The following is a 20,297-nucleotide window of genomic DNA, read 5'->3' as shown; positions in this document are numbered from 1 at the left end:
AAATAACGAGCTGAGATCATACCCAAAGAACCTGAGCGAGTAATGTTGCTAAGGGAAAAAACGACAATTCTAAGCGTGCACACTTTATATTGTCGTGAAACACATTTATTAATTTAACAAAAGAATAATTCCCCCTTTTATTTGTAATTTTTTTACAGATGAAAACTATCTTTAAAGGTACTGAGGTACTAAGTTGCAAAGGTTCCAAGGTTCAAAAAATGAGCAGAACCAAATCTATTTTATTTCTTCTATTCTCTTTCTTCTATTCTCTTTTTTCTTTTGCGCAACAGCAAGATTCTACAAAAGTAAATTCTCTTGATGAGGTTCTGGTTTCTGCAGTTCGCGTTACTACAAAAACTCCAGTAAGTTTTAGTAATATGGATAAAAAAGAAATTAAATATAGAAACTTAGGACAAGATATTCCTGTTTTAATGAATTATCTTCCATCAGTTGTAACAACTTCTGATGCTGGAAACGGAGTAGGTTACACAGGAATACGAGTGCGTGGAAGCGATGCTACACGTGTAAACGTAACTATAAACGGAATTCCATACAATGATGCTGAAAGTCAAGGAACTTTTTGGGTAAACATGCCCGATTTTGCTTCTTCTGTAGAAAGTCTTCAATTACAGCGTGGAGTTGGAACATCTACAAATGGAGCAGGTGCTTTTGGTGCCAGTTTGAACATGCTGACAGATAGTTATGCAAGAAAAGCAACAGGTGAAATTTCAAGCTCTGCTGGTTCATTCAATACCATAAAAAATACGGTAAAATTTAGTACTGGGTTATTAAATGACCACTTCGAAATCGCAGGACGTTTATCTGCCATAAAATCACAAGGATATATTGATCGTGCAAGTTCTGATTTAAAATCGTATTTCCTTCAGGGAACTTATGTTGGCAAAACGACTTTAATTAAAGCTTTGGTTTTTGGAGGAACTGAAAAAACGTATCAATCTTGGAACGGAATTGATGCCGAAACTTTAAATACAGATCGTACTTATAATTCAGCTGGTAAATATACAGACGAAGCTGGAAATGTTCGTTTTTATGATAATGAAACCGATAATTACAAACAAGACCATTATCAACTGCATTGGGGCGAATCAATTTCTGATAAATGGAGTACGAATCTTGCATTACATTATACAAAAGGGAAAGGTTATTACGAAAATTATAAGGAAGATGCAGATATGTCTGATTATAATCTGAATCCAGTTGGAGCTGTAACAACAACAGATTTAGTGCGTCAGAAATGGTTGGATAATGATTTTTACGGGACAACTTTTTCGGCAAAATATAAAGAAGAAAAATTAGATGTAATTATTGGCGGAGGCTGGAATAAATATGAAGGAGACCACTACGGAAAAGTAATCTGGGCGAGATACGCTTCGCAATCTGAATTAGGAGATCATTATTATGATGATTTTTCTACAAAGACTGATGGAAATATTTTCGCTAAAGCAAATTATCAATTTACAGAAGAATTGAGTTTCTACGGAGATTTACAATACAGAAATGTGAAGTATAAAGCAAATAGTGCTGAAACAGGTTTGGTAGATGATAACTTCAACTTTTTTAATCCAAAAGCGGGTTTGAATTATGCTTTCAATGAAAAAAACACTTTGTACTTTTCTTATGCGAGAGCTAACCGTGAGCCAAACAGAACCGATTATGAAGGCGGAAATGTAAAACCAGAGAAACTTAATGATTTTGAGTTGGGATGGAGATTTAATTCAGAGAAATTTCAATTGAATTCTAATCTATACTATATGGGATATAGAGATCAATTGATTTTAACGGGAAGACTTGATGATGTTGGTGCGCCAATTCGTGCCAATACAGAAAAAAGTTATCGTTTAGGTTTCGAATTTGATGCAACAATTGCGATTACTGATAGATTTACTTTAAGACCAAACTTTACTTTGAGCAGCAATAAAAATGTTGATTTAGCTGTTGAAGGGGAATACTACGGAACAACTAAAATTGCATATTCTCCAGAAGTTATTGCAGGAAATGTAATTGTGTATAAACCTATTGAAGGATTATATCTTTCACTATTGCAAAAATACGTTGGAGAGCAGTACATGAACAATATTGAACTTCCTGAAGCTAAGTTGGCAGATTATTTTGTAAATGACTTTAATGCTTCCTACGAAATAAAACCAAATTCTATTTTTAAATCAATTACGATTACAGCATTGGTTAATAATATTTTCGACAAAAAATATGTTTCAAACGGAGCTATGTGGGATATTTATCCATACTATTATCCGCAGGCAGGAACCAATTTCTTAATTGGGTTAAATCTGAAATTCTAATTGAGTTAAATGCAAAAAAAAGCCTGAAAATAATTTCAGGCTTTTTTTTAATTGTATACGTGAACTACACTTCCAGAAGACTCTACACGATATTGCTTCATCGGATATTCTTTTCCTCCCAGTCCTGTAAATAAATTATATTGAGTCTTATCGCACGAACAAACGGCATAAATTCCATCAATAGTCATGGCGGTACATGATGTAAGCGCCTGGTTTGGGCATGCAGCATCAAAAGCGGTGTAAGTTCCTTCACCAGTTTTCATTACAATAATTCCTTTTGCGCCGTAGTTAGCAACATAAACAGGATTGCTCGGATAGATCAATTTATTGTAAGTTGGAAGATTGGTATCCAAATACGCATTTATAGAATAATTAGGAATGTAAGGATTGTTATTGCTCCTGTTGTTGTCGCTGCATGAGAATAATACAGCAGATAGTGCGATAAAGAACCAGATTTTTTTCATTATTTTAATAAGAATTAGTGAAACAAAAATAATTTATTTAGATTTGAAATCTATATGATTAACATATAATTATGTACTATTAAAAATTATAGTATATTTGTGGTAAGAAAATCCCGTCGCGATGGGATTTTTTGTATTTATATAAACGATGAAGTTATGAGTAAAGTATCTTATTATACAGCAGAAGGACTAAAAAAGTTAAAAGATGAATTGGAGCATTTAAAAAGTGTAATGCGTCCTAAGGCATCTCAAGATATTGCAGACGCAAGAGATAAAGGTGATTTGTCTGAAAACGCGGAATATGATGCAGCAAAAGAAGCACAAGGTTTATTAGAAATGAGAATTTCTAAATTGGAAGAAGTATATGCAAATGCAAGATTAATAGATGAATCTCAATTAGATGTTTCTAAGGTTTTGGTTTTGTCTAATGTAAAAATCAAAAATCAAAGTAACGGAATGGAGATGAAATATACTCTAGTTGCCGAAAGTGAAGCAGATCTTAAAACAGGAAAAATCTCTGTAACATCTCCTATCGGAAAAGGGTTATTAGGAAAGTCTGTTGGAGAAGTAGCAGAAATTACAGTTCCAAACGGAATTTTGAAATTTGAAATTCTTGAAATCTCAAGAGACTAATTTTTTTAAAAGTGTAATCGTTAAATCGGTTAAACGAATAAACAGTTAAACGATTAACCCAAAAAACCATGAGTTCAATATTCACTAAAATAGTAAACGGAGAAATTCCTGCATACAAAATTGCTGAAGATGATAAATATTTGGCTTTTTTAGATGTAAATCCAAATGCTAAGGGACATACGCTTTGCATTCCGAAACAAGAAATCGATAAGATTTTTGATATGGAAGAAGAAGATTATTTAGGCTTAATGAAATTTTCTAAAAAAATAGCAGCAGCCTTAGAAAAAACAGTTCCATGCAAGAGAATCGGAATAGCAGTTGTTGGACTTGAAGTGCCTCATGCACACGTACATTTAATTCCGTTAAACGAAATGGATGAAATGCGTTTTCAAAATAAAGTTTCTCTTTCTAAAGAAGAATTTGAAGCATTAGCAAAAGATATTCAATCGAATTTATAATGTTTTCACGAATGTCTGGCAAAGAAGTATAAGTTCGTTTTAAGAGCGAGCCGCAGACTTCGACTTCGCTTAGTCTGACAAAACAGATAATAAAAAGTGCAGTAAATTATTTTTACTGCACTTTTTTATTTAATAAGATTTGAAAAGTAGTTCCTTTTCCTATTTCAGACTGTAATACCTTTATGTTCCCATTATGGTATTCTTCAACAATTCTTTTCGTTAAAGAAAGACCAAGTCCCCAGCCGCGCTTTTTGGTTGTGAAACCTGGTTCAAAAATGGTTTTAAATTGTTTTTTAGAAATTCCTGTTCCAGAATCTTTCACATTAATTTTTACATTAAAAGCATCTTGTTCAATTTTAAGATCTAAAGTTCCTTTTCCTTTCATGGCATCAATAGCATTTTTGACCAAATTTTCAATTGTCCAGCTGTGTAATGTTGGATTTATCATAGCAAAAATTGGTTCTTTTGGAGCTTCAAAAGAAAAAGCAACCTGTTTCGAAAATCGAGATTGAAGATACTCATATGCATTTTTTGTCTCTTCTACAATATTGTGATTTTCTAGAACTGGCACAGATCCAATTTTAGAAAAACGATCGGTGATAGTCTGCAGACGTTCTATGTCTTTTTCTATTTCAATACTTATAGAAGGATCAATCTCTTCGGTTTTTAATATTTCGACCCAGCCAATTAATGAAGACAATGGTGTGCCAATCTGGTGTGCAGTTTCTTTAGCCATTCCAGCCCAAAGTTTGTTTTGGGTTGCCATTTTAGTGCTTTTGTAAAAATTATAAATTAAAGCAACACATAAAACAATAATAAGAAATAAAGCAATTGGATAATATTTGAGTTTATTAAGTAATCCTGAATTTCCATAGTACAACGTCTGGTATTTCCCGGGAGCATATTCAAAAGTTATAGGCTCATTTTCATTTCTTAATTTATTCAAATAGGCTGCTCTTTTTTTCTTGTTACTAAGAATTTCATCAGGAACATTTGTCGCACTTACCACTTTGTCGTACAAAATAACTATAGCCGGAATAGAAGTATTGTTGTTGATGATTTGAAGCGGAAGTTCTACATCAGTATTTTCGTTTGCATTCACAATTGTAATTTGCGCATTTACAAAAAGTTTCATTTTTAAACGCTCCTCATTTTTAAATATTTGGAAGAAAGTATAAGTATTCCAAAGGATTAGAGAAATGATGATAAAGCAGAAGGAAATGATAATCCAGCGAGTTGTATTTGTTCTTTCAGAAAAAGACATATCAATTATTTTGTGGTATAAATATAACGAAATATACACATTTTATATTTTGCGACTGGCGAAAGTTTTTTTGTTTTATCTGCAAAACAATTTCTCATAATTAAACCATTTCAATACTTTTGCAGGTACCAAAATGAGATTTGGTTTTAAATCAAAAAGTATGATCAGTATTAATCCAAAAGAGATTCCAACGGCAAAGCTGCAGGGCTATCTGCAGAGCGCGATTGGTCCTAGACCAATTGCTTTTGCAAGTACAATCAGCGAAAAAGGAATTCCGAACCTCTCACCGTTTAGTTTCTTTAACGTTTTTAGTGCTAATCCGCCAATATTGGTTTTCTCACCTTCGCGCCGCGTTCGTGATAATACCATCAAACATACTTTAATTAATGCCGAAGCAACTCGAGAAGTTGTTATAAATGTTGTAAATTACGATTTAGTACAACAGACGTCTTTAGCAAGTACAGAATATGGAGATGGAGTAAATGAATTTATAAAAGCCGGCTTAACCCAGATTCCTTCAGATTTAGTAAAACCATATCGTGTAAAAGAATCTCCAGTTCAATTTGAATGCAAGGTAACGCAGATTATTCCGTTAGGAGAAGAAGGCGGGGCAGGAAATTTAATTTTATGTGAAGTTGTAAAAATTCACATTCACGAATCAATTTTAGACGAGAACGGCGCAATAGATCAGCATAAAATTGATTTGGTATCGAGGTTAGGAAATAACTGGTATTCAAGATCAAATCAAGGACTTTTTGAAGTCGCAAAACCATTGACAACACTGGGAGTAGGAGTAGATAATATACCAGATTTTGTAAAAGCAAGTCCTGTTTTTGATGGAAATGATTTAGGTAAATTAGGCAACATTGAAGCCTTGCCTACAAAAGAAGAAGTTAGTATATTTGTGAAAGAAAATTTTTCTGTCAAAGGAGTTTTAAGTTCAGATGACCAGAAAAAAATACACTTAGAAGCCAAAAAATATCTCGACAATGGTGACGTTGAGTCGGCTTGGAAAGTACTTTTAGCAAAAAAATAAAAGAAAGAAAGAAACAATAATTAATATAGACGAAGATGGAAGTTACAGGAAAAGTAAAAGTGGTTAACCCAGAGCAGCAAGTTAGTGCCTCATTCAAAAAAAGAGAATTAGTTGTTACTACTGAGGAACAGTATCCACAACATATTTTAATCGAATTTACACAAGATAAATGCGATTTGTTGAGTAGCTATAAACAAGGAGAGGCAGTAAAAGTTTCTATCAATTTAAGAGGAAGAGAATGGGTTAATCCACAAGGAGAAACTAGATATTTCAATAGTATTCAAGGTTGGAGAATCGAAAGATTAGCAGATGCTGCACCTACACAAGCACCGCCAGTGCCGACAGCAGAAACTTTTGCTCCAGCAGCAAACTTAAACGAAGACGAACCAGACGATTTACCGTTCTAAGAACGTTTAAATTTAAATATTTGAAATTCCAAATTCCAATTCATTACTATGTTTTGGGATTTGGAATTTTAATTTTTGAGCTCTTTTGTTATTTATCCTTAAGTGAAAATGACGATGCTGTAGAAGTTTGGAATTGGGAATTTTTTCAAAATTGATTATTTAAAAAAATGTATTATTTATTCAAAGATTTATTTTTTCCGCCAGTTACAGAAGCAGATGAAGAAGGTGTTTTGGCTATTGGAGGCGATCTCAGTCCAGAACGTTTACAACTAGCTTATAAAAGTGGCATTTTTCCGTGGTTTAATGAAGGAGAACCCATTCTTTGGTGGGCACCAGATCCGAGAATGGTATTATTTTTTGATGAACTGGTAATATCTAAAAGTATGCGGAATATCTTAAATCGGAAAATGTTTAAAGTTACTTTTAATAAAAATTTCAAAGAAGTAATTTCAAATTGCCAGCAGATAAAACGCGACGGTCAAAACGGAACTTGGATATCAAACGATATGATCGATGCTTACTGCAAATTAAATGAAGACGGAATTGCGAAATCTGTTGAGGTTTGGCAGGATGATATTTTAGTTGGAGGTTTGTACGGAATTGACCTGGGACATGTTTTTTGTGGAGAAAGCATGTTTTCTAAAGTTTCAAATGCCTCAAAAACAGCTTTTATTGCTTTAGCTTTATATTTGCAAAAAGAAAATTATAAATTACTCGATTGTCAAGTTTATAGTCCACATTTAGAGAGTTTAGGCTGTCGCGAAATTGATCGTGAAGAATTTATGTCCATTTTAAAAAGTAAGTAAAAATGAGTGTCGTTTATAGTGTAAAAGAAATTTATATCTATCCGATAAAAAGTCTGGCTGGAATAAGCTGTAAGTCTGCTTTTGCAGAAGAAATGGGATTTGAAAATGACCGCCGATGGATGCTAATCGATGCCGAAAATCAAATGCTAACGCAAAGAGAGCATCGCATTATGAGCCAGTTTTACCCGCAAATTTTAGACGGCAAAATTAGTATAACTTTTCAAGATCAAAAACATGAATTTTCTATTGATGAGCATTTGGACAATTCGGTCGAAGTAAATGTTTGGGATGATAAAAGCGAAGTTGTTGAGGTAAATTACGAAACTTCAAAATGGTTCAGCCAGCATTTGGGTTTTGAATGTAAATTGGTGAAAATTATAAAAAATGGAGATCGTAAACATGAAAGTTCCAGATTAAAAGAAACTTTTAATGTCAGTCTTGCCGATGGGTATCCGTATCTGTTAATTGGGACAAAGAGTTTAGATTTTTTAAATGAAAAACTAGAAGATAAAATTACTGTTTTGAGATTTCGTCCCAATATTGTAATAAGTAGTGAAAATCCTCATGAAGAAGATGATTTTAAGACTTTTACCATTGGAGAAGTTCAGTTTAAAAACATAAAACCTTGCGGCAGATGTATTATGGTTAACAATGATCCCGAAAATGGACGTTTGAAAAAAGAGCCTCTCAAGACTTTAAGCAAATACAGAAATGTAGACAATTCAGTTTTATTTGGAACTAATATTGTGAGTTTAAATAACGGAATTATTAGTGTTGGCGATGAGGTTGTATTTTAGAAATTCAGCTTTGTAAAATTCCAGTTTAAAGTATTAAAAATTATCAATTCATTTTTTAAAGTTGGTAATTCTAGAATCAATTTTAAGGTTTCATGAGCCATCATGTTACCAATAATTCCAGGCAATGTTCCTAAAACGCCATTCAAATTGCAATTAGGAACATCTTTTGGATCAGGCATTTCTGGAAATAAATCACGAAGATTTTTACTTCCGTTCTGATTGAAGACGGCAATTTGTCCTTCAAACTTTAATATGCTTCCATAAATTAAAGGTTTGTTAAGCTGAACACAAGTATCATTGACTAAATAACGAGTCGAAAAATTATCAGAACCGTCAACAACAATATCAAATTGTTCTATAATTTTTGAGGCATTTTCAGCAGTTAATTTTTCATTAATAGCAACAGCCTCAATCAACGGATTTAATTTAGAAACTACATCTTTTGCCACGGCTGCTTTGTGCTGGCCAATTTCATTTTCGGTATATAAAATCTGTCTGTGCAGATTATGAATTTCAATAGTGTCAAAATCCATAATTCCGATATAACCAACTCCAGCAGTTGCAATGTATTGCAAAATGGGACAGCCTAAGCCGCCCGCTCCAATAACTAAAACTTTTGCTTTTTTTAGTTTTTCCTGACCTTCGTCGCCAATTTCAGGGAGAATGGTTTGTCTATTGTAACGAAGGAATTCTTTGATGATGCTCATTTTTTAATTTTAGATTATAGATTGTTGATTTTAGATTGATCAAAGCAGATAAAAAAATCTGAAATCTAAACTCTAAAATCTGAAATATAACTTCTATCCCAATCTTTCCAAACGGGTTCGTAACCTTTCATTTTTATGATTTTTGAAATTTCTTCTGCAGAACGTTCATCACTGATTTCGAATTGTTCCAAAGACTGCGGATCAACCACATAACCGCCTGGATTTGTTTTAGAACCAGCACTCATGCTCGTAACGCCAATTGGAATTATATTGTTTCTGAATTTCTCGTTCTCACGAGTTGAAATAGAAATTTCTAAATCCTCATTCCATAAACGATAGGCGCAGATTAACTGCGTCAGATCTTTATCATCCATGATAAAATTAGGTTCAATAATTCCTTCTGCAGGGCGGAGACGTGGAAACGAAACCGAATATTTAGTCTGCCAATATTTTTTTTGAAGATAATCTAAATGCAAAGCATTGAAGAAGCTGTCCGTTCGCCAATCTTCTAAACCTAATAAAACTCCCAAGCCAATTTTATGAATTCCTGCAGAACCTATTCTGTCTGGAGTTTCTAATCTATAGTCGAAATTTGATTTTTTTCCTTTCGTATGATATTTTTTGTAAACTTCCTGATGATAAGTTTCCTGATAAACCAAAACCGAATAAACTCCAGCTTTATGCAGACGTTCATAATCTTCTGTTGAAAGCGGCTGGACTTCAACAGAAATAATCGAAAAATCTTTTCGAATTAGGTCAATTGCATTTAGAAAATAGTTAATATTTACGGTATAATTAGCTTCGCCTGTGACCAGTAAAACATGATCGAAGCCAGTGTTTTTTAAGGCTTCAACTTCTACTTTTATCTCAGCATCAGTCAGTGTTTTTCTTTTGATTTTATTGTCTAGACTAAATCCACAATAGGTACAAATGTTCTGGCATTCGTTGCTCAAATACAACGGTGCATACATTTGAATCGTTTTTCCGAAGCGTTTTTTGGTGATTTCATGGCATTTTTGTGCCATTTGCTCTAAATAATTTTGAGCAATTGGAGAAATCAAAATCAAAAAATCCTCGAGATTGTATTTGGTTTTAGCCAAAGTGCGTTCAACATCTTTTGACCTGGTTTTATATATCTTGGATTGGATTTCATCCCAATTATATTGCTCAAAAATAGATTTAAAAGTATTCATGTGAGTTTAGTTTTACTGCAAAAGTTTTTTAACGCAAAGCGCGCTAAGAATACGCAAAGATCGCTAAGCTTTGAGTTCTTGTCTTTGACAAAAAGTCCGCAAAGCTTTGCGAACTTTGCGAAAAAACCTTGCGGACTTTGCGTTAGAAAAAAATTACTCATAAAGAAAAGAAGTCAAAGGACTAGAAGCCGTCGCATAATTTTGCTGATTAGCAATCTTAGCTTCAAAAGCTTTCCTTCCAGCTATAACAGCTGCTGCAAAAGCCTCAGCCATTAGTTTTGGATTTCCAGCCACAGCTATTGCAGTGTTAACCAAAACAGCATCAGCACCAATTTCCATTGCTTTTGCAGCGTCAGACGGAGCGCCGATTCCAGCATCTATAATAACTGGAACATTACTTTGTTCAATTATAATCTCTAAAAAATCAATTGTTTTTAAACCTTTGTTACTTCCAATTGGAGAACCTAACGGCATTACGGCAGCTGTTCCGGCACTTTCTAAATGCTTGCATAAAACAGGATCAGCATGAATGTAAGGCAGAACAAAAAAACCGAGTTTTGCTAATTCTTCTGTTGCTTTCAAAGTTTCTATAGGATCAGGCATTAAGTATTTGGGATCAGGATGAATTTCGAGTTTTACCCAATTGGTTTCCAAAGCTTCGCGCGCCAATTGCGCAGCAAAAACGGCTTCTTTTGCATTTCGTGCTCCAGATGTATTGGGTAACAAATTAATATTTGGATGTTTTAAATGAGATAAGATAGCGTCAGTATCCGTTTCTAAATCAATGCGTTTGAGAGCGACAGTAACCAATTCACTTTCTGAAGCTAAAATGGCTTGCTCCATCTCTTCATTCGAACCAAATTTTCCTGTTCCTAAAAACAAACGTGATTTGAAAGTTTTGTCTCCAATATTAAATAATGACGTTTGCATATAATTTTTCGTTTAGTTGTTGAATTAATTTTTCCTTTTCATCACTTTCTGTAATAATTCCAGACACGGCAATTCCGTGAATTCCAGTTTCCATTAACGGATTTACATCTCGTAATGTGATGCCTCCAATTGCATAAACAGGAACATCAATTTTATCTTTCTTCAGTCTTTGAAGAATATCAAAGTAACCTGATAACCCTAAAATGGGACTTAGTTTTTCTTTTGTTGCAGTAAAACGAAAAGGTCCTAAACCAATATAATCACAGCCGTTTTTGACATGATTCTGAATATCTTCAAAAGTATTAGCCGTTCCGCCAATTATTTTTTTAGCACCTAAAATTGCTCTTGCTTCATCTATTTTCGTATCGGTTAATCCTAGATGAACGCCATCTGCTTCAATTTGCTGGGCGAGATGTAAATCATCATTTACAATAAATTTGACCTGATATTCGTCGCATAGAAGTTTTACAGCTTCTCCCAAAGTGAGCCTATTTTGAGTTGTTTGATTTTTAAATCGCATTTGTATCCACTCACATCCAGCATCAAGAGCTTGATGTATATTGCGTAATTGTTCTTCGATTGTTTCGCCTTGCGAAATGTATTGCAGTTTATTATACATAATGATATCCGATTAAAGTTGAAGTTGAGCTCAAATAATTTTCGATATATATTTTGGCATTTTTACAGGCTTCTATCATAGTTTGGTTTAATGCTAAGTTGGATGCAATTGCAGAAGAAAGTACACAGCCAGAGCCATGTTTTTCAAAGCATTTCTGGTTTGAAGGAAGCAATTCTAAAATTTCATCTTCTAGAAATAAAGTATCTGTTCCTAAAGCCTTTTTGTTATGTCCGCCTTTCAATAAAATGTCTGTTAAGAAGCTATTTTCTTTAGAACTAAAATCAGGAAACAGAATTTTGGCTTCATGATAATTCGGTGTAATCAAATCGATTTTGGGAAGTATTTTATTTAATCTTTCATGATCTTCAATATTCATAAATACAAATTTTGTGGTCGATTTTAAAACTGGATCCCAAACGATTTTTGTTGAAGGAGAAAGTAGTTTTATAGTCGAAATAATTTGATTTAAGTCGTATAGAGAGGCTACAATTCCAATTTTGACAACAGCAATTTTATAATTAGAAAACAGCGTTTCGATAGACCGAATAACAAAATTCAAATTCGTCCATTCAATTTCATAAAACTGATTTTCCGTCTGAATTGTATTCGCTGTCGAAATGGCAAAACCAGTTACTTTGTGCTGTTCAAAGGTTTTGATATCAGCCAAAATCCCAGCGCCACCAGACGGATCTAAACCTGCAATTGTAAGTACGAAAGGGCGATTTGCTGACATAATTTAAATTGTTTTACAGGATTCTCATTGTTCCAAATACTTCCCAAAAGTGCAGCATCATCAAAACCATTTTGAAGCACTTTTTGAATATTTTGCGAATCAATTCCGCCTAAAGCGATGACTTTTGTTTTATAGTTTGTTCGTGATTTTATCTCTTCAAAAAGATCTGTTTCTGGATGATAATTTTCTTTGGAAATACTTTTAAAAACTGGACTTAAAAAAGCGTAATCAAAATCACTCTCTAATAAATTGAAATCTTTAATAGAATGTGTTGATGTTGAATACCTACAAGGTTTTGAAAACCTTTCAGGAGAGTCATGAGTTTGCTTTCTTTCTTTTTCAGAAAAATGAAATCTGTTAATTCCAAAATCTTCTGCCAGTGTATGATGATTGTGCAATACAAGCTTATCTCTATTTTCCAATTTTATGTGATGAATGAATTCCGCCATTTCCAATTCAGAAAAATCAGGTTTTCTAATATGAAGCAAAGACAATCCTTCGGCAAATAAAGATTGAATCATATTTGTTTCATTTTCAACAGAAAAAGGATTTGTAACTACAATCATATCTTTCCTCTTTATTCTTGATTCTATTTTCTAGATATAAATCTCTTTCCCCTGTTCAATAAATTCTTCTGATTTCTCCTGCATTCCTTTTTCTGCGGCAGCGACATCTCTAATTTCCTGAGATATTTTCATAGAGCAGAATTTCGGTCCGCACATCGAACAAAAATGAGCCACTTTTGCACCGTCTGCAGGAAGGGTTTCGTCGTGAAATTCTCTAGCGGTATCAGGATCTAAAGCCAAATTAAACTGGTCTTCCCAGCGGAATTCGAAACGAGCTTTACTTAATGCATTATCACGATATTGTGCACCCGGATGGCCTTTTGCTAAATCTGCAGCGTGTGCTGAAATTTTATACGTGATCACACCATCTTTAACGTCTTTTTTATTTGGTAAACCAAGATGTTCTTTTGGTGTCACATAACACAGCATAGCACAACCGTACCAGCCAATCATAGCGGCTCCAATTGCCGATGTGATATGATCGTAACCAGGTGCAATATCGGTTGTTAAAGGGCCTAAAGTATAAAATGGTGCTTCATGGCAATGTTCTAATTGTTTGTCCATGTTTTCCTTAATCATATGCATTGGTACGTGACCTGGACCTTCAATAAAAACTTGAACATCATGTTTCCAAGCAATTTTGGTCAATTCGCCTAAAGTTTCCAATTCGGCAAACTGCGCAGCGTCGTTCGCATCAGCAATGGAACCTGGACGTAAACCATCGCCTAAAGAAAAAGCAACATCATATTGTTTCATGATTTCGCAGATTTCCTCAAAATGTGTGTACAAGAAGTTTTCTTTATGATGAAATAAACACCATTTTGCCATAATCGAACCACCGCGTGAAACGATTCCGGTAACTCGATTGGCGGTTAAATGAATGTAACGAAGTAAGACTCCGGCGTGAATGGTAAAATAGGAAACGCCTTGTTCTGCCTGTTCAATTAAAGTATCGCGGAAAATTTCCCAAGTTAAATCTTCGGCAACTCCTTTTACTTTTTCCAATGCCTGATAAATAGGAACAGTACCAATTGGAACTGGAGAATTTCGAATAATCCATTCTCTCGTTTCATGAATATTTTTTCCAGTCGATAAATCCATAATCGTGTCAGCGCCCCATCGACATGCCCAAACGGCTTTTTCAACTTCTTCTTCAATGCTTGAAGTCACGGCGCTGTTACCGATATTGGCATTTATTTTGACCAAAAAATTTCGTCCCACGATCATTGGTTCGCTTTCGGGATGGTTGATGTTGTTTGGAATTATGGCTCTTCCACAGGCAACTTCAGATCGCACAAATTCAGGAGTAATTTTACTTTTAGGAGTATTGGCTCCAAAACTGTGACCGCTGTGCTGGCATTGCATGGCTTTAGTTTGTTCATTTAAAAGTTCAATGCGTTGATTTTCACGAATCGCGATGTATTCCATTTCTGGAGTAATAATTCCTTGTTTAGCGTAATACAATTGCGTGACATTTGCACCTTTTTTAGCTCTTTTTGGCTGATGTAAATATTCAAATCGAAGATGATTCAGGCTTTCATCTTTTAATCGGCTCTGACCGTAATCAGATGTTATTTCGCTTAAAATTTCAACATCATTACGATCTAGAATCCAGTTTTCGCGTAAGCGTGGCAATCCTTTTCTGATATCAATTTCAATATTAGGATCGGTGTAAGGACCAGAAGTATCATAAACTGTCACGGGAGGATTTTTTTCAATTCCGCCATTTGAAAGTTTGGTGTCACTCAAAGCAATTTCGCGCATCGCTACTTTTATAGGATGAATTTCTCCGTTTATATAAACTTTTGTAGAATTTGGAAACGGGGTTCTGGATATTTGTTCTTCTGTAGTCATAGGAAAAGAAGTTATGAGTTATAAGTTATGAGTTATTGTAGAGTCGCAGTGCGTCTATGTCCAGTATTAATTGGAATTTGGGTTTTTAAAATTTGGAATTTATTTCTAACCTCCCTGCGTGGCAGAAATAATTAAGATTTCGTCAGTTTCTTGTACGAGGAATTCGTTCCATTTAATTTTTGGAACAACGGTATTGTTAATCGCAACGGCGATTCCGTTTTGTTTGTGCGGAATTTCGAGATCGAGCAATGATTGAATGCTTAGCGATTCAGCATTGAAATGTTTAATTTGTTGGTTGATTTTTAGTTCCATTCCCTTTGAATTTAGTATATAGTTATACTTTAGGAATGGCTACAAGAACGCATAAAAAATGCGTGCAGAAGTCATCTTACTTTTCCCTACGCTAGTATGAACTAGATCAGGTTCAGAGGGTAAAATCTCAGCCTACAAGTTGTAGACACCCCTAAAGTGTGAAGCAAATATAATGATTTTTGTTTAAAAGTTTCAGGTTTCAAGTTTCAGGTTTAAAAAAAAACTGAAAACTGCGACTGATTACTGAGTTCTTTTCCAGCAATCTTCGGCGTGATCATTGACCATTCCGGTTGCTTGCATGTGTGCGTAAATTACGGTTGAACCCACAAATTTAAAACCTCTTTTTTTTAAGTCTTTACTAATTTCATCAGAAAGCGGTGTAGTAGCCGGAACATCTTTTGAAGTTTTGGGATGGTTTATTATAGGTTTTCCATTTGTGAATTTCCAAATATAATCCGAAAAGCTTCCAAATTCTTCCTGAACTTTCATAAATGCCTTAGCATTTGAAACTGCTGATTTTATTTTAAGTTTATTGCGGATGATTCCAGTATTCTGTAATAATTCTTCGATTTTATCTTGAGAGTAATTGGCAATTTTTTGATAATCAAAATGATCAAATGCATTTCTGAAATTTTCTCTTTTATTTAAAATTGTAATCCAGCTTAATCCAGCCTGGAAGGTTTCTAAAATTAAAAATTCAAATAGAGTAGGGTCATCATAAACAGGAACGCCCCATTCGTCATCATGATATTTTTTATATAAATTACTAGATGTACACCAGCCGCATCTTATTAAATTTTCATTTTCCATTACTTCCCAATTTGCCAGCTGTATCCTTTTACTGTCGGAATATAAGCTGATCTGCCTATTATGACTAAGTTGTTATAGATTTTTTTTTCATACTTTATTCCAATTGCCGTACCTGAAGTATACAATTTATTGGATTTGAAAGCAATTTTCATACTGCCATCTTTGAATTTTGCATCAGAAACTTTTTCTAAGAGCCATGTAGATTTCCATTTTACGGCTATTTCGTTTTCCGCAATTTTTGTAATGCTTTTAACTATTTTGACAGCTTCTTTTGGGATTTGGAAATTTTGTGTCAGCTCTTTTTGAGTAAAGGTTTCTCCTATTTCGCTATTAGAAAGTATTTTTTTTAAATTAGCAAAAGTCATTAAATTATCACTGTTTGCGTTCCCTGGTACGCTTTGCAGATTTTGTATTTCTGGTTTGTCCAGTGTGTCTTTCTTAAATGTAAAATCATTTTGAACATTCCTGCTCTGTCTCTTTGTCAAATCTTTTATCGCCGATTTTTCTAAGGAGCTTTTTTTGAATTTTTTTTCTGAAACTGGTGTTAATTTATTTACAGAAGTAATCACTTCCTTTTTTGGCTGTTTTTTGGCATCGTTGCCACAGCTTATAAAGAAATAAGTTAATGAAAGTAATATAATGAGACCAGTTTTTTTCATGACATTAAATTACTCTTAATTTTTGACAGAAGTGTCTCATATAAATATTTTTTTTGTTTCAAAAGTATAAAAAAACCTCAAATCAATTAAGATTTGAGGCTCTTCAGAATTTATTTAGTTTGTAAGACTAGATTTTTTTATAAACTACTACTGCTGAAACAGATATTCCTCCTTCAGAATATGTCATTTTTAATTTTAATTTACTTCCAGATAATTCAGCGATTTCATATTTTTCAGACTCTCCGATGTATTTTTTAGTCAAAGTGTTTCCTTCTTTTGTAAATGTTCCTTCTTGAGTATAAGTATTACATTTGCTATCAGTATATTCTGCGTAAGTATCTACGAATTTGCTATCTGCTTTAAATTCTACGATATCGTTAGCACAACCACCATCGTTTGTGTAAGGTGGTAAAACTTCTTCAGTTCCAAGAACTGCACCCATGTGAGTGATTTGCCATTTTCCTTCAATTGATGCTGAACTATCATCATTGTCACTGCTGCAAGATGTTAATGCTAATCCTAATGTCATAACTGACACGAAAAGAATACTTAATTTTTTCATTTTTGGTAGATTTTATTTGTTAAATGTTTTGGCAAAAATAGAATCTTTTTTAACAAATAAAGTCTTTTTTATAAGTTTTTTCGTTTGTTTTTAACATTTTTTTGTAAAATATTGAAAATCAATTATATTATTTATGCGCTATTTTTCTTCCAAAAATAATGTAAGAAATATCAATTTCAAACCGATTTTATTGTAAATTTAAACTTGTTAAAATTAAAGTGTCTTTTCTTCTTTTAAGTAGTTTTTAATTAAGTGATGTCCGAGATAAATGGCAGGAGTCAAAATTATGGCAATTGCTAATTTAAAAGTATATCCTATTAATGCAGAAGATATAAAAGTGTCGAAATTAATTTTACCAGGAAGCCAAAAAGCAATTCCTAGTACGATAAAAGAATCAAATAATTGCGAAATTACGGTAGATCCCGTTGCTCTCAGCCATATTTTCTTTTCTCCAGTTCTATTCTTGAAAAACCAAAATATCCAAACATCTATGAGCTGCGATGCCATAAAAGCAATAAGGCTTCCCACAATAATCCACATACTCTGCCCAAATACTGCTTGAAATTGATCGTCATTAACTGGGCTGATTCCTTTTGCGGCAGGAATTACAATCGCCATAAACAAAATCAGAAAAGCATAAGCGATTAGGCATGCGGTTATAAAGGAAAGTTTTTTTACTCCTTTTTCACCAAAATATTCATTAATTAAATCTGTGGTTAAAAATACAATTGGCCAAGGTAGAATTCCTATACTCATTACAAACGGACCAACTTGAATTAATTTACCTCCAATAAGTTCTGCAACAACTGCATTCGTGATAAATATTCCTGCTAGAATTACAAAAACGATTTCTTTTCTGGTTTTAAACATGTTGTTTTAGGTGTTGATGTTTCAAAATTAAACTATTTCTTTTAAATCTTAGAATCCATCAATTTTTATAATTCATTATAACACTAAAGTTTGCTTTCGATTGGTTAATTTTGAGAATCTGTTGTTTTCTATTCGTTAGAAAATTTATACAGAAATTAATTAATGTTATTTATTATGAAAGCACAAATTGAGTTAGATAATCCTTTATTACAAGATTGGTCTGGTCCTTACGGAGGAGTTCCAGATTTTACCAAATATAAAGTCTCAGATTTTAAGCCCGCAATAGAATTTGCTATTCAGGAAAAGTTGAATGAAATAGATGCAATTGCCAATAATACCGAAAAGCCAACATTTCAAAATACAATTACAGCTTTAGAGCTTTCGGGTGAAAAATTAGAACGAATTCATGCTGTTTATGGAATTTACAGATCGAATTTAAGTACTCCCGAATTCAATATTGTTGATACCGAAATGTCTCCAAAATTGGCGGCAATAAATGATAAACTCTATCAAAATGAAAAACTTTTTTTAAGAATTGAATCTTTATACAAATCTGAAGATAGTAAGAAATTGACAGATGAGCAGCAGCGACTGCTTTGGCTTTATTATACTGATTTTGTTCGAGAAGGAGCAGAGTTGCATAAAGAAGATAAAGATAAAGTGGCCAAGATTAATCAAGAACTGGCAAGTCTTTTTACTTTATTCAGTCAGAAATTATTAGCAGAAGAAAACGATCAGTATATCGAATTAAAAACAGAATCTGATTTTGATGGACTTCCTAAAGAATTTAAAAATGCAGCGATAGCAGAAGCTAGAGAAAGAAATCTGAATGTTTTAGGATGTATTGGGAATACAAGATCTTCTATTGAACCGTTTTTAACCTTTTCAAGCCAAAGAAATTTAAGAGAAAAGGCATTTGATATTTTCGTTAAACGAGGTGATAACGGTAATGAAAATGATACTAATAGTACTTTGGTTTCTATTTTAAAGTTAAGAGCAGAAAAGGCAAAAATATTAGGTTTTAAGAATTTTGCAGAGTGGAGTTTGTCTAATAAAATGGCAAAAGATCCGCAAAAGACTTTAGATTTAATGGATTCTGTTTGGAAACCAGCGGTTGAAAAAGTAAAAAATGATGTTGCTGCCATGCAGGAAATGGTGAACCAAGAAGGAGGAAACTTTAAAATTCAGCCTTGGGATTACCGCTATTATGCGGAGAAAGTTCGAAAAGCAAAATATGATTTAGATCAAAATGAAATAAAACAATATCTTCAATTGGAAAATCTCCGTGAAGGAATGTTTTGGACAGCAGGTGAATTATTTGATTTAGGTTTTAAACAATTATTTGATGTTCCAGTTTATCACCCAGATGTTCGCGTTTGGGAAGTAAATAATAAAAATACAGGAGAACCAATCGGGTTGTGGTATTTCGATCCATACGCGCGCGTAGGAAAGCGTTCTGGGGCTTGGATGAATTCACATCGCGATCAGCAGAAAATAAATGGAAAAGTACTTCCAATCGTATCTAACAATTGCAATTTTATAAAAGGAAATGCAGATGAACCAGTTTTAATTTCCTGGGATGATGCAACAACTTTATTTCATGAATTTGGTCATGCTTTGCATGGTTTGTGTTCCAATGTTACCTATCCAAGTTTGTCTGGAACTTCTGTCGCTAGAGATTATGTGGAATTTCCATCGCAGCTATTAGAACATTGGCTTTCAACTCCAGAGGTATTAAATAAGTTTGCTCTCCATTATAAAACGAATGAACCTCTATCGCAGTCTTTAGTAGAAAGAATTGAACAAGCGGCCAATTTTAATGAAGGTTTTGCAACTGTTGAAACGATCTCGAGTTCTTTTGTGGATATGAAACTGCATTTAACAACAGAAACTATTGATCCGCATAAATTTGAGAAACAAGTTTTAGACGAAATCAATATGCCGTTTGAAATTGTTATGCGTCACAGAATTCCGCAGTTTGCCCATATTTTCTCAAGTGATGGATATGCTGCAGGATATTATAGTTATTTATGGGCCGATGTGATAAATGCAGATGCGTATGAGGCATTTTTAGAAGGAAACGGACCTTTTGATAAAAAGGTTTCTAAACGTCTTTATGATACTGTTTTAAGTGTTGGAAATACGATAGACAATGAAAAAATGTATGAAAATTTTAGGGGACATGCTCCAAAGTCAGATGCTTTAATGCGAGCGAGAAATTTTCCAATCGAGAATTAAAAGCTGAAATAAAAAAAGCCCGAATAACTAGTATTCGGGCTTTTCTTTATTGAAAAAA

General features: G+C 33.6%; 22 protein-coding genes and 1 riboswitch. Of the genes, 8 read left to right on the top strand and 14 right to left on the bottom strand.

Going from position 1 to position 20,297, the window contains the following annotated elements:
• The first annotated feature begins 158 nt into the window (after window positions 1-158).
• Window positions 159-2,321 (top strand): TonB-dependent receptor, encoded by a 2,163-nt coding sequence (locus ASE40_RS12970; RefSeq protein WP_057117496.1) that lies wholly within the window; start codon window positions 159-161, stop codon window positions 2,319-2,321.
• 47 nt (window positions 2,322-2,368) lie between these two features.
• Here the strand turns inward: ASE40_RS12970 and ASE40_RS12965 are convergent, their stop codons facing one another.
• Window positions 2,369-2,785 (bottom strand): hypothetical protein, encoded by a 417-nt coding sequence (locus ASE40_RS12965; RefSeq protein ID WP_057117495.1) that lies wholly within the window; start codon window positions 2,783-2,785, stop codon window positions 2,369-2,371.
• 156 nt (window positions 2,786-2,941) lie between these two features.
• On the opposite strand from ASE40_RS12965, the gene greA reads away from it, so the two are divergent.
• Both greA and ASE40_RS12955 read left to right on the top strand, forming a co-directional pair.
• Complete coding sequence (gene greA / locus ASE40_RS12960) at window positions 2,942-3,418, top strand: transcription elongation factor GreA (protein ID WP_057117494.1); 477 nt, start codon at window positions 2,942-2,944, stop codon at window positions 3,416-3,418.
• 68 nt (window positions 3,419-3,486) lie between these two features.
• Window positions 3,487-3,876 carry an HIT family protein gene (locus ASE40_RS12955; protein WP_057117493.1) on the top strand — a complete coding sequence of 130 codons (390 nt, stop codon included), beginning with the start codon at window positions 3,487-3,489 and terminating at the stop codon, window positions 3,874-3,876.
• Between the two features lie 112 nt (window positions 3,877-3,988).
• Here the strand turns inward: ASE40_RS12955 and ASE40_RS12950 are convergent, their stop codons facing one another.
• Entirely contained in the window at window positions 3,989-5,140 is a 1,152-nt protein-coding gene (locus ASE40_RS12950; RefSeq protein ID WP_057117492.1) for a sensor histidine kinase, read from the bottom strand.
• A 160-nt stretch (window positions 5,141-5,300) separates the two neighbouring features.
• On the opposite strand from ASE40_RS12950, the gene ASE40_RS12945 reads away from it, so the two are divergent.
• The 4 genes from ASE40_RS12945 (at window position 5,301) to ASE40_RS12930 (ending at window position 8,186) form a co-directional block, all read left to right on the top strand.
• Complete coding sequence (locus tag ASE40_RS12945) at window positions 5,301-6,176, top strand: flavin reductase family protein (protein ID WP_057117679.1); 876 nt, start codon at window positions 5,301-5,303, stop codon at window positions 6,174-6,176.
• 35 nt (window positions 6,177-6,211) lie between these two features.
• Window positions 6,212-6,583: a DUF3127 domain-containing protein gene (locus ASE40_RS12940; RefSeq protein ID WP_057117491.1), complete on the top strand. Its 372-nt coding sequence runs from the start codon at window positions 6,212-6,214 to the stop codon at window positions 6,581-6,583.
• A gap of 167 nt (window positions 6,584-6,750) precedes the next feature.
• A complete protein-coding gene (gene aat, locus ASE40_RS12935; RefSeq protein ID WP_057117490.1) occupies window positions 6,751-7,389 on the top strand; it encodes a leucyl/phenylalanyl-tRNA--protein transferase in 639 nt (212 codons plus the stop codon).
• A gap of 2 nt (window positions 7,390-7,391) precedes the next feature.
• Complete coding sequence (locus tag ASE40_RS12930; RefSeq protein ID WP_057117489.1) at window positions 7,392-8,186, top strand: MOSC domain-containing protein; 795 nt, start codon at window positions 7,392-7,394, stop codon at window positions 8,184-8,186.
• On the opposite strand, the gene ASE40_RS12925 is transcribed toward ASE40_RS12930, so the two are convergent.
• The 12 genes from ASE40_RS12925 to ASE40_RS12870 all read right to left on the bottom strand — a co-directional run bounded on the left by ASE40_RS12925 (window position 8,183) and on the right by ASE40_RS12870 (window position 18,001).
• Window positions 8,183-8,893, bottom strand: a complete 711-nt coding sequence (locus tag ASE40_RS12925; protein ID WP_057117488.1) for a HesA/MoeB/ThiF family protein — start codon at window positions 8,891-8,893, stop codon at window positions 8,183-8,185. The genes ASE40_RS12930 and ASE40_RS12925 overlap by 4 nt on opposite strands.
• Window positions 8,894-8,958: 65 nt before the next feature.
• Window positions 8,959-10,086: a 2-iminoacetate synthase ThiH gene (gene thiH, locus ASE40_RS12920; protein ID WP_057117487.1), complete on the bottom strand. Its 1,128-nt coding sequence runs from the start codon at window positions 10,084-10,086 to the stop codon at window positions 8,959-8,961.
• A 153-nt stretch (window positions 10,087-10,239) separates the two neighbouring features.
• On the bottom strand, window positions 10,240-11,016 hold the full coding sequence (locus tag ASE40_RS12915) for a thiazole synthase (RefSeq protein ID WP_057117486.1): 777 nt from the start codon (window positions 11,014-11,016) through the stop codon (window positions 10,240-10,242).
• Window positions 10,997-11,635: a thiamine phosphate synthase gene (locus ASE40_RS12910; RefSeq protein ID WP_057117485.1), complete on the bottom strand. Its 639-nt coding sequence runs from the start codon at window positions 11,633-11,635 to the stop codon at window positions 10,997-10,999. The genes ASE40_RS12915 and ASE40_RS12910 overlap by 20 nt, the downstream gene beginning before the upstream one ends.
• On the bottom strand, window positions 11,628-12,368 hold the full coding sequence (locus tag ASE40_RS12905; protein WP_057117484.1) for a hydroxymethylpyrimidine/phosphomethylpyrimidine kinase: 741 nt from the start codon (window positions 12,366-12,368) through the stop codon (window positions 11,628-11,630). The genes ASE40_RS12910 and ASE40_RS12905 overlap by 8 nt, the downstream gene beginning before the upstream one ends.
• Window positions 12,326-12,934, bottom strand: a complete 609-nt coding sequence (locus ASE40_RS12900; RefSeq protein WP_057117483.1) for a thiamine phosphate synthase — start codon at window positions 12,932-12,934, stop codon at window positions 12,326-12,328. Before ASE40_RS12900 ends, ASE40_RS12905 begins: the two co-directional genes overlap by 43 nt.
• Before the next feature lie 30 nt (window positions 12,935-12,964).
• On the bottom strand, window positions 12,965-14,788 hold the full coding sequence (gene thiC / locus ASE40_RS12895) for a phosphomethylpyrimidine synthase ThiC (RefSeq protein WP_057117482.1): 1,824 nt from the start codon (window positions 14,786-14,788) through the stop codon (window positions 12,965-12,967).
• A gap of 105 nt (window positions 14,789-14,893) precedes the next feature.
• Window positions 14,894-15,100 carry a sulfur carrier protein ThiS gene (gene thiS / locus ASE40_RS12890; protein WP_057117481.1) on the bottom strand — a complete coding sequence of 69 codons (207 nt, stop codon included), beginning with the start codon at window positions 15,098-15,100 and terminating at the stop codon, window positions 14,894-14,896.
• Between the two features lie 66 nt (window positions 15,101-15,166).
• Window positions 15,167-15,263, bottom strand: a riboswitch (TPP riboswitch).
• 77 nt (window positions 15,264-15,340) lie between these two features.
• Window positions 15,341-15,910, bottom strand: coding sequence for a DNA-3-methyladenine glycosylase I (locus tag ASE40_RS12885; protein ID WP_057117480.1), 570 nt, complete (start codon window positions 15,908-15,910; stop codon window positions 15,341-15,343).
• Window positions 15,910-16,569 carry a hypothetical protein gene (locus ASE40_RS12880; protein ID WP_057117479.1) on the bottom strand — a complete coding sequence of 220 codons (660 nt, stop codon included), beginning with the start codon at window positions 16,567-16,569 and terminating at the stop codon, window positions 15,910-15,912. Before ASE40_RS12880 ends, ASE40_RS12885 begins: the two co-directional genes overlap by 1 nt.
• Window positions 16,570-16,696: 127 nt before the next feature.
• Window positions 16,697-17,131, bottom strand: a complete 435-nt coding sequence (locus ASE40_RS12875; protein ID WP_057117478.1) for a lipocalin family protein — start codon at window positions 17,129-17,131, stop codon at window positions 16,697-16,699.
• A 213-nt stretch (window positions 17,132-17,344) separates the two neighbouring features.
• Window positions 17,345-18,001, bottom strand: coding sequence for a queuosine precursor transporter (locus ASE40_RS12870; RefSeq protein WP_057117477.1), 657 nt, complete (start codon window positions 17,999-18,001; stop codon window positions 17,345-17,347).
• 174 nt (window positions 18,002-18,175) lie between these two features.
• On the opposite strand from ASE40_RS12870, the gene ASE40_RS12865 reads away from it, so the two are divergent.
• Window positions 18,176-20,239, top strand: coding sequence for a M3 family metallopeptidase (locus tag ASE40_RS12865; protein WP_057117678.1), 2,064 nt, complete (start codon window positions 18,176-18,178; stop codon window positions 20,237-20,239).
• Window positions 20,240-20,297: the final 58 nt, after the last annotated feature.

Origin of the sequence: Flavobacterium sp. Root935, from assembly GCF_001429295.1 — a bacterium.
Taxonomy (GTDB): domain Bacteria; phylum Bacteroidota; class Bacteroidia; order Flavobacteriales; family Flavobacteriaceae; genus Flavobacterium.
This window is presented reverse-complemented; position numbering and strand designations above follow the sequence as displayed.

Bases quoted from the DNA above. Each gene is read 5' to 3' on its own strand.
- ASE40_RS12970 (WP_057117496.1), top strand. From the start codon at position 159: ATGAAAACTATCTTTAAAGGTACTGAGGTACTAAGTTGCAAAGGTTCC.
- ASE40_RS12965 (WP_057117495.1), bottom strand. From the start codon at position 2,785: ATGAAAAAAATCTGGTTCTTTATCGCACTATCTGCTGTATTATTCTCA.
- greA (WP_057117494.1), top strand. From the start codon at position 2,942: ATGAGTAAAGTATCTTATTATACAGCAGAAGGACTAAAAAAGTTAAAA.
- ASE40_RS12955 (WP_057117493.1), top strand. From the start codon at position 3,487: ATGAGTTCAATATTCACTAAAATAGTAAACGGAGAAATTCCTGCATAC.
- ASE40_RS12950 (WP_057117492.1), bottom strand. From the start codon at position 5,140: ATGTCTTTTTCTGAAAGAACAAATACAACTCGCTGGATTATCATTTCC.
- ASE40_RS12945 (WP_057117679.1), top strand. From the start codon at position 5,301: ATGATCAGTATTAATCCAAAAGAGATTCCAACGGCAAAGCTGCAGGGC.
- ASE40_RS12940 (WP_057117491.1), top strand. From the start codon at position 6,212: ATGGAAGTTACAGGAAAAGTAAAAGTGGTTAACCCAGAGCAGCAAGTT.
- aat (WP_057117490.1), top strand. From the start codon at position 6,751: ATGTATTATTTATTCAAAGATTTATTTTTTCCGCCAGTTACAGAAGCA.
- ASE40_RS12930 (WP_057117489.1), top strand. From the start codon at position 7,392: ATGAGTGTCGTTTATAGTGTAAAAGAAATTTATATCTATCCGATAAAA.
- ASE40_RS12925 (WP_057117488.1), bottom strand. From the start codon at position 8,893: ATGAGCATCATCAAAGAATTCCTTCGTTACAATAGACAAACCATTCTC.
- thiH (WP_057117487.1), bottom strand. From the start codon at position 10,086: ATGAATACTTTTAAATCTATTTTTGAGCAATATAATTGGGATGAAATC.
- ASE40_RS12915 (WP_057117486.1), bottom strand. From the start codon at position 11,016: ATGCAAACGTCATTATTTAATATTGGAGACAAAACTTTCAAATCACGT.
- ASE40_RS12910 (WP_057117485.1), bottom strand. From the start codon at position 11,635: ATGTATAATAAACTGCAATACATTTCGCAAGGCGAAACAATCGAAGAA.
- ASE40_RS12905 (WP_057117484.1), bottom strand. From the start codon at position 12,368: ATGTCAGCAAATCGCCCTTTCGTACTTACAATTGCAGGTTTAGATCCG.
- ASE40_RS12900 (WP_057117483.1), bottom strand. From the start codon at position 12,934: ATGATTGTAGTTACAAATCCTTTTTCTGTTGAAAATGAAACAAATATG.
- thiC (WP_057117482.1), bottom strand. From the start codon at position 14,788: ATGACTACAGAAGAACAAATATCCAGAACCCCGTTTCCAAATTCTACA.
- thiS (WP_057117481.1), bottom strand. From the start codon at position 15,100: ATGGAACTAAAAATCAACCAACAAATTAAACATTTCAATGCTGAATCG.
- ASE40_RS12885 (WP_057117480.1), bottom strand. From the start codon at position 15,910: ATGGAAAATGAAAATTTAATAAGATGCGGCTGGTGTACATCTAGTAAT.
- ASE40_RS12880 (WP_057117479.1), bottom strand. From the start codon at position 16,569: ATGAAAAAAACTGGTCTCATTATATTACTTTCATTAACTTATTTCTTT.
- ASE40_RS12875 (WP_057117478.1), bottom strand. From the start codon at position 17,131: ATGAAAAAATTAAGTATTCTTTTCGTGTCAGTTATGACATTAGGATTA.
- ASE40_RS12870 (WP_057117477.1), bottom strand. From the start codon at position 18,001: ATGTTTAAAACCAGAAAAGAAATCGTTTTTGTAATTCTAGCAGGAATA.
- ASE40_RS12865 (WP_057117678.1), top strand. From the start codon at position 18,176: ATGAAAGCACAAATTGAGTTAGATAATCCTTTATTACAAGATTGGTCT.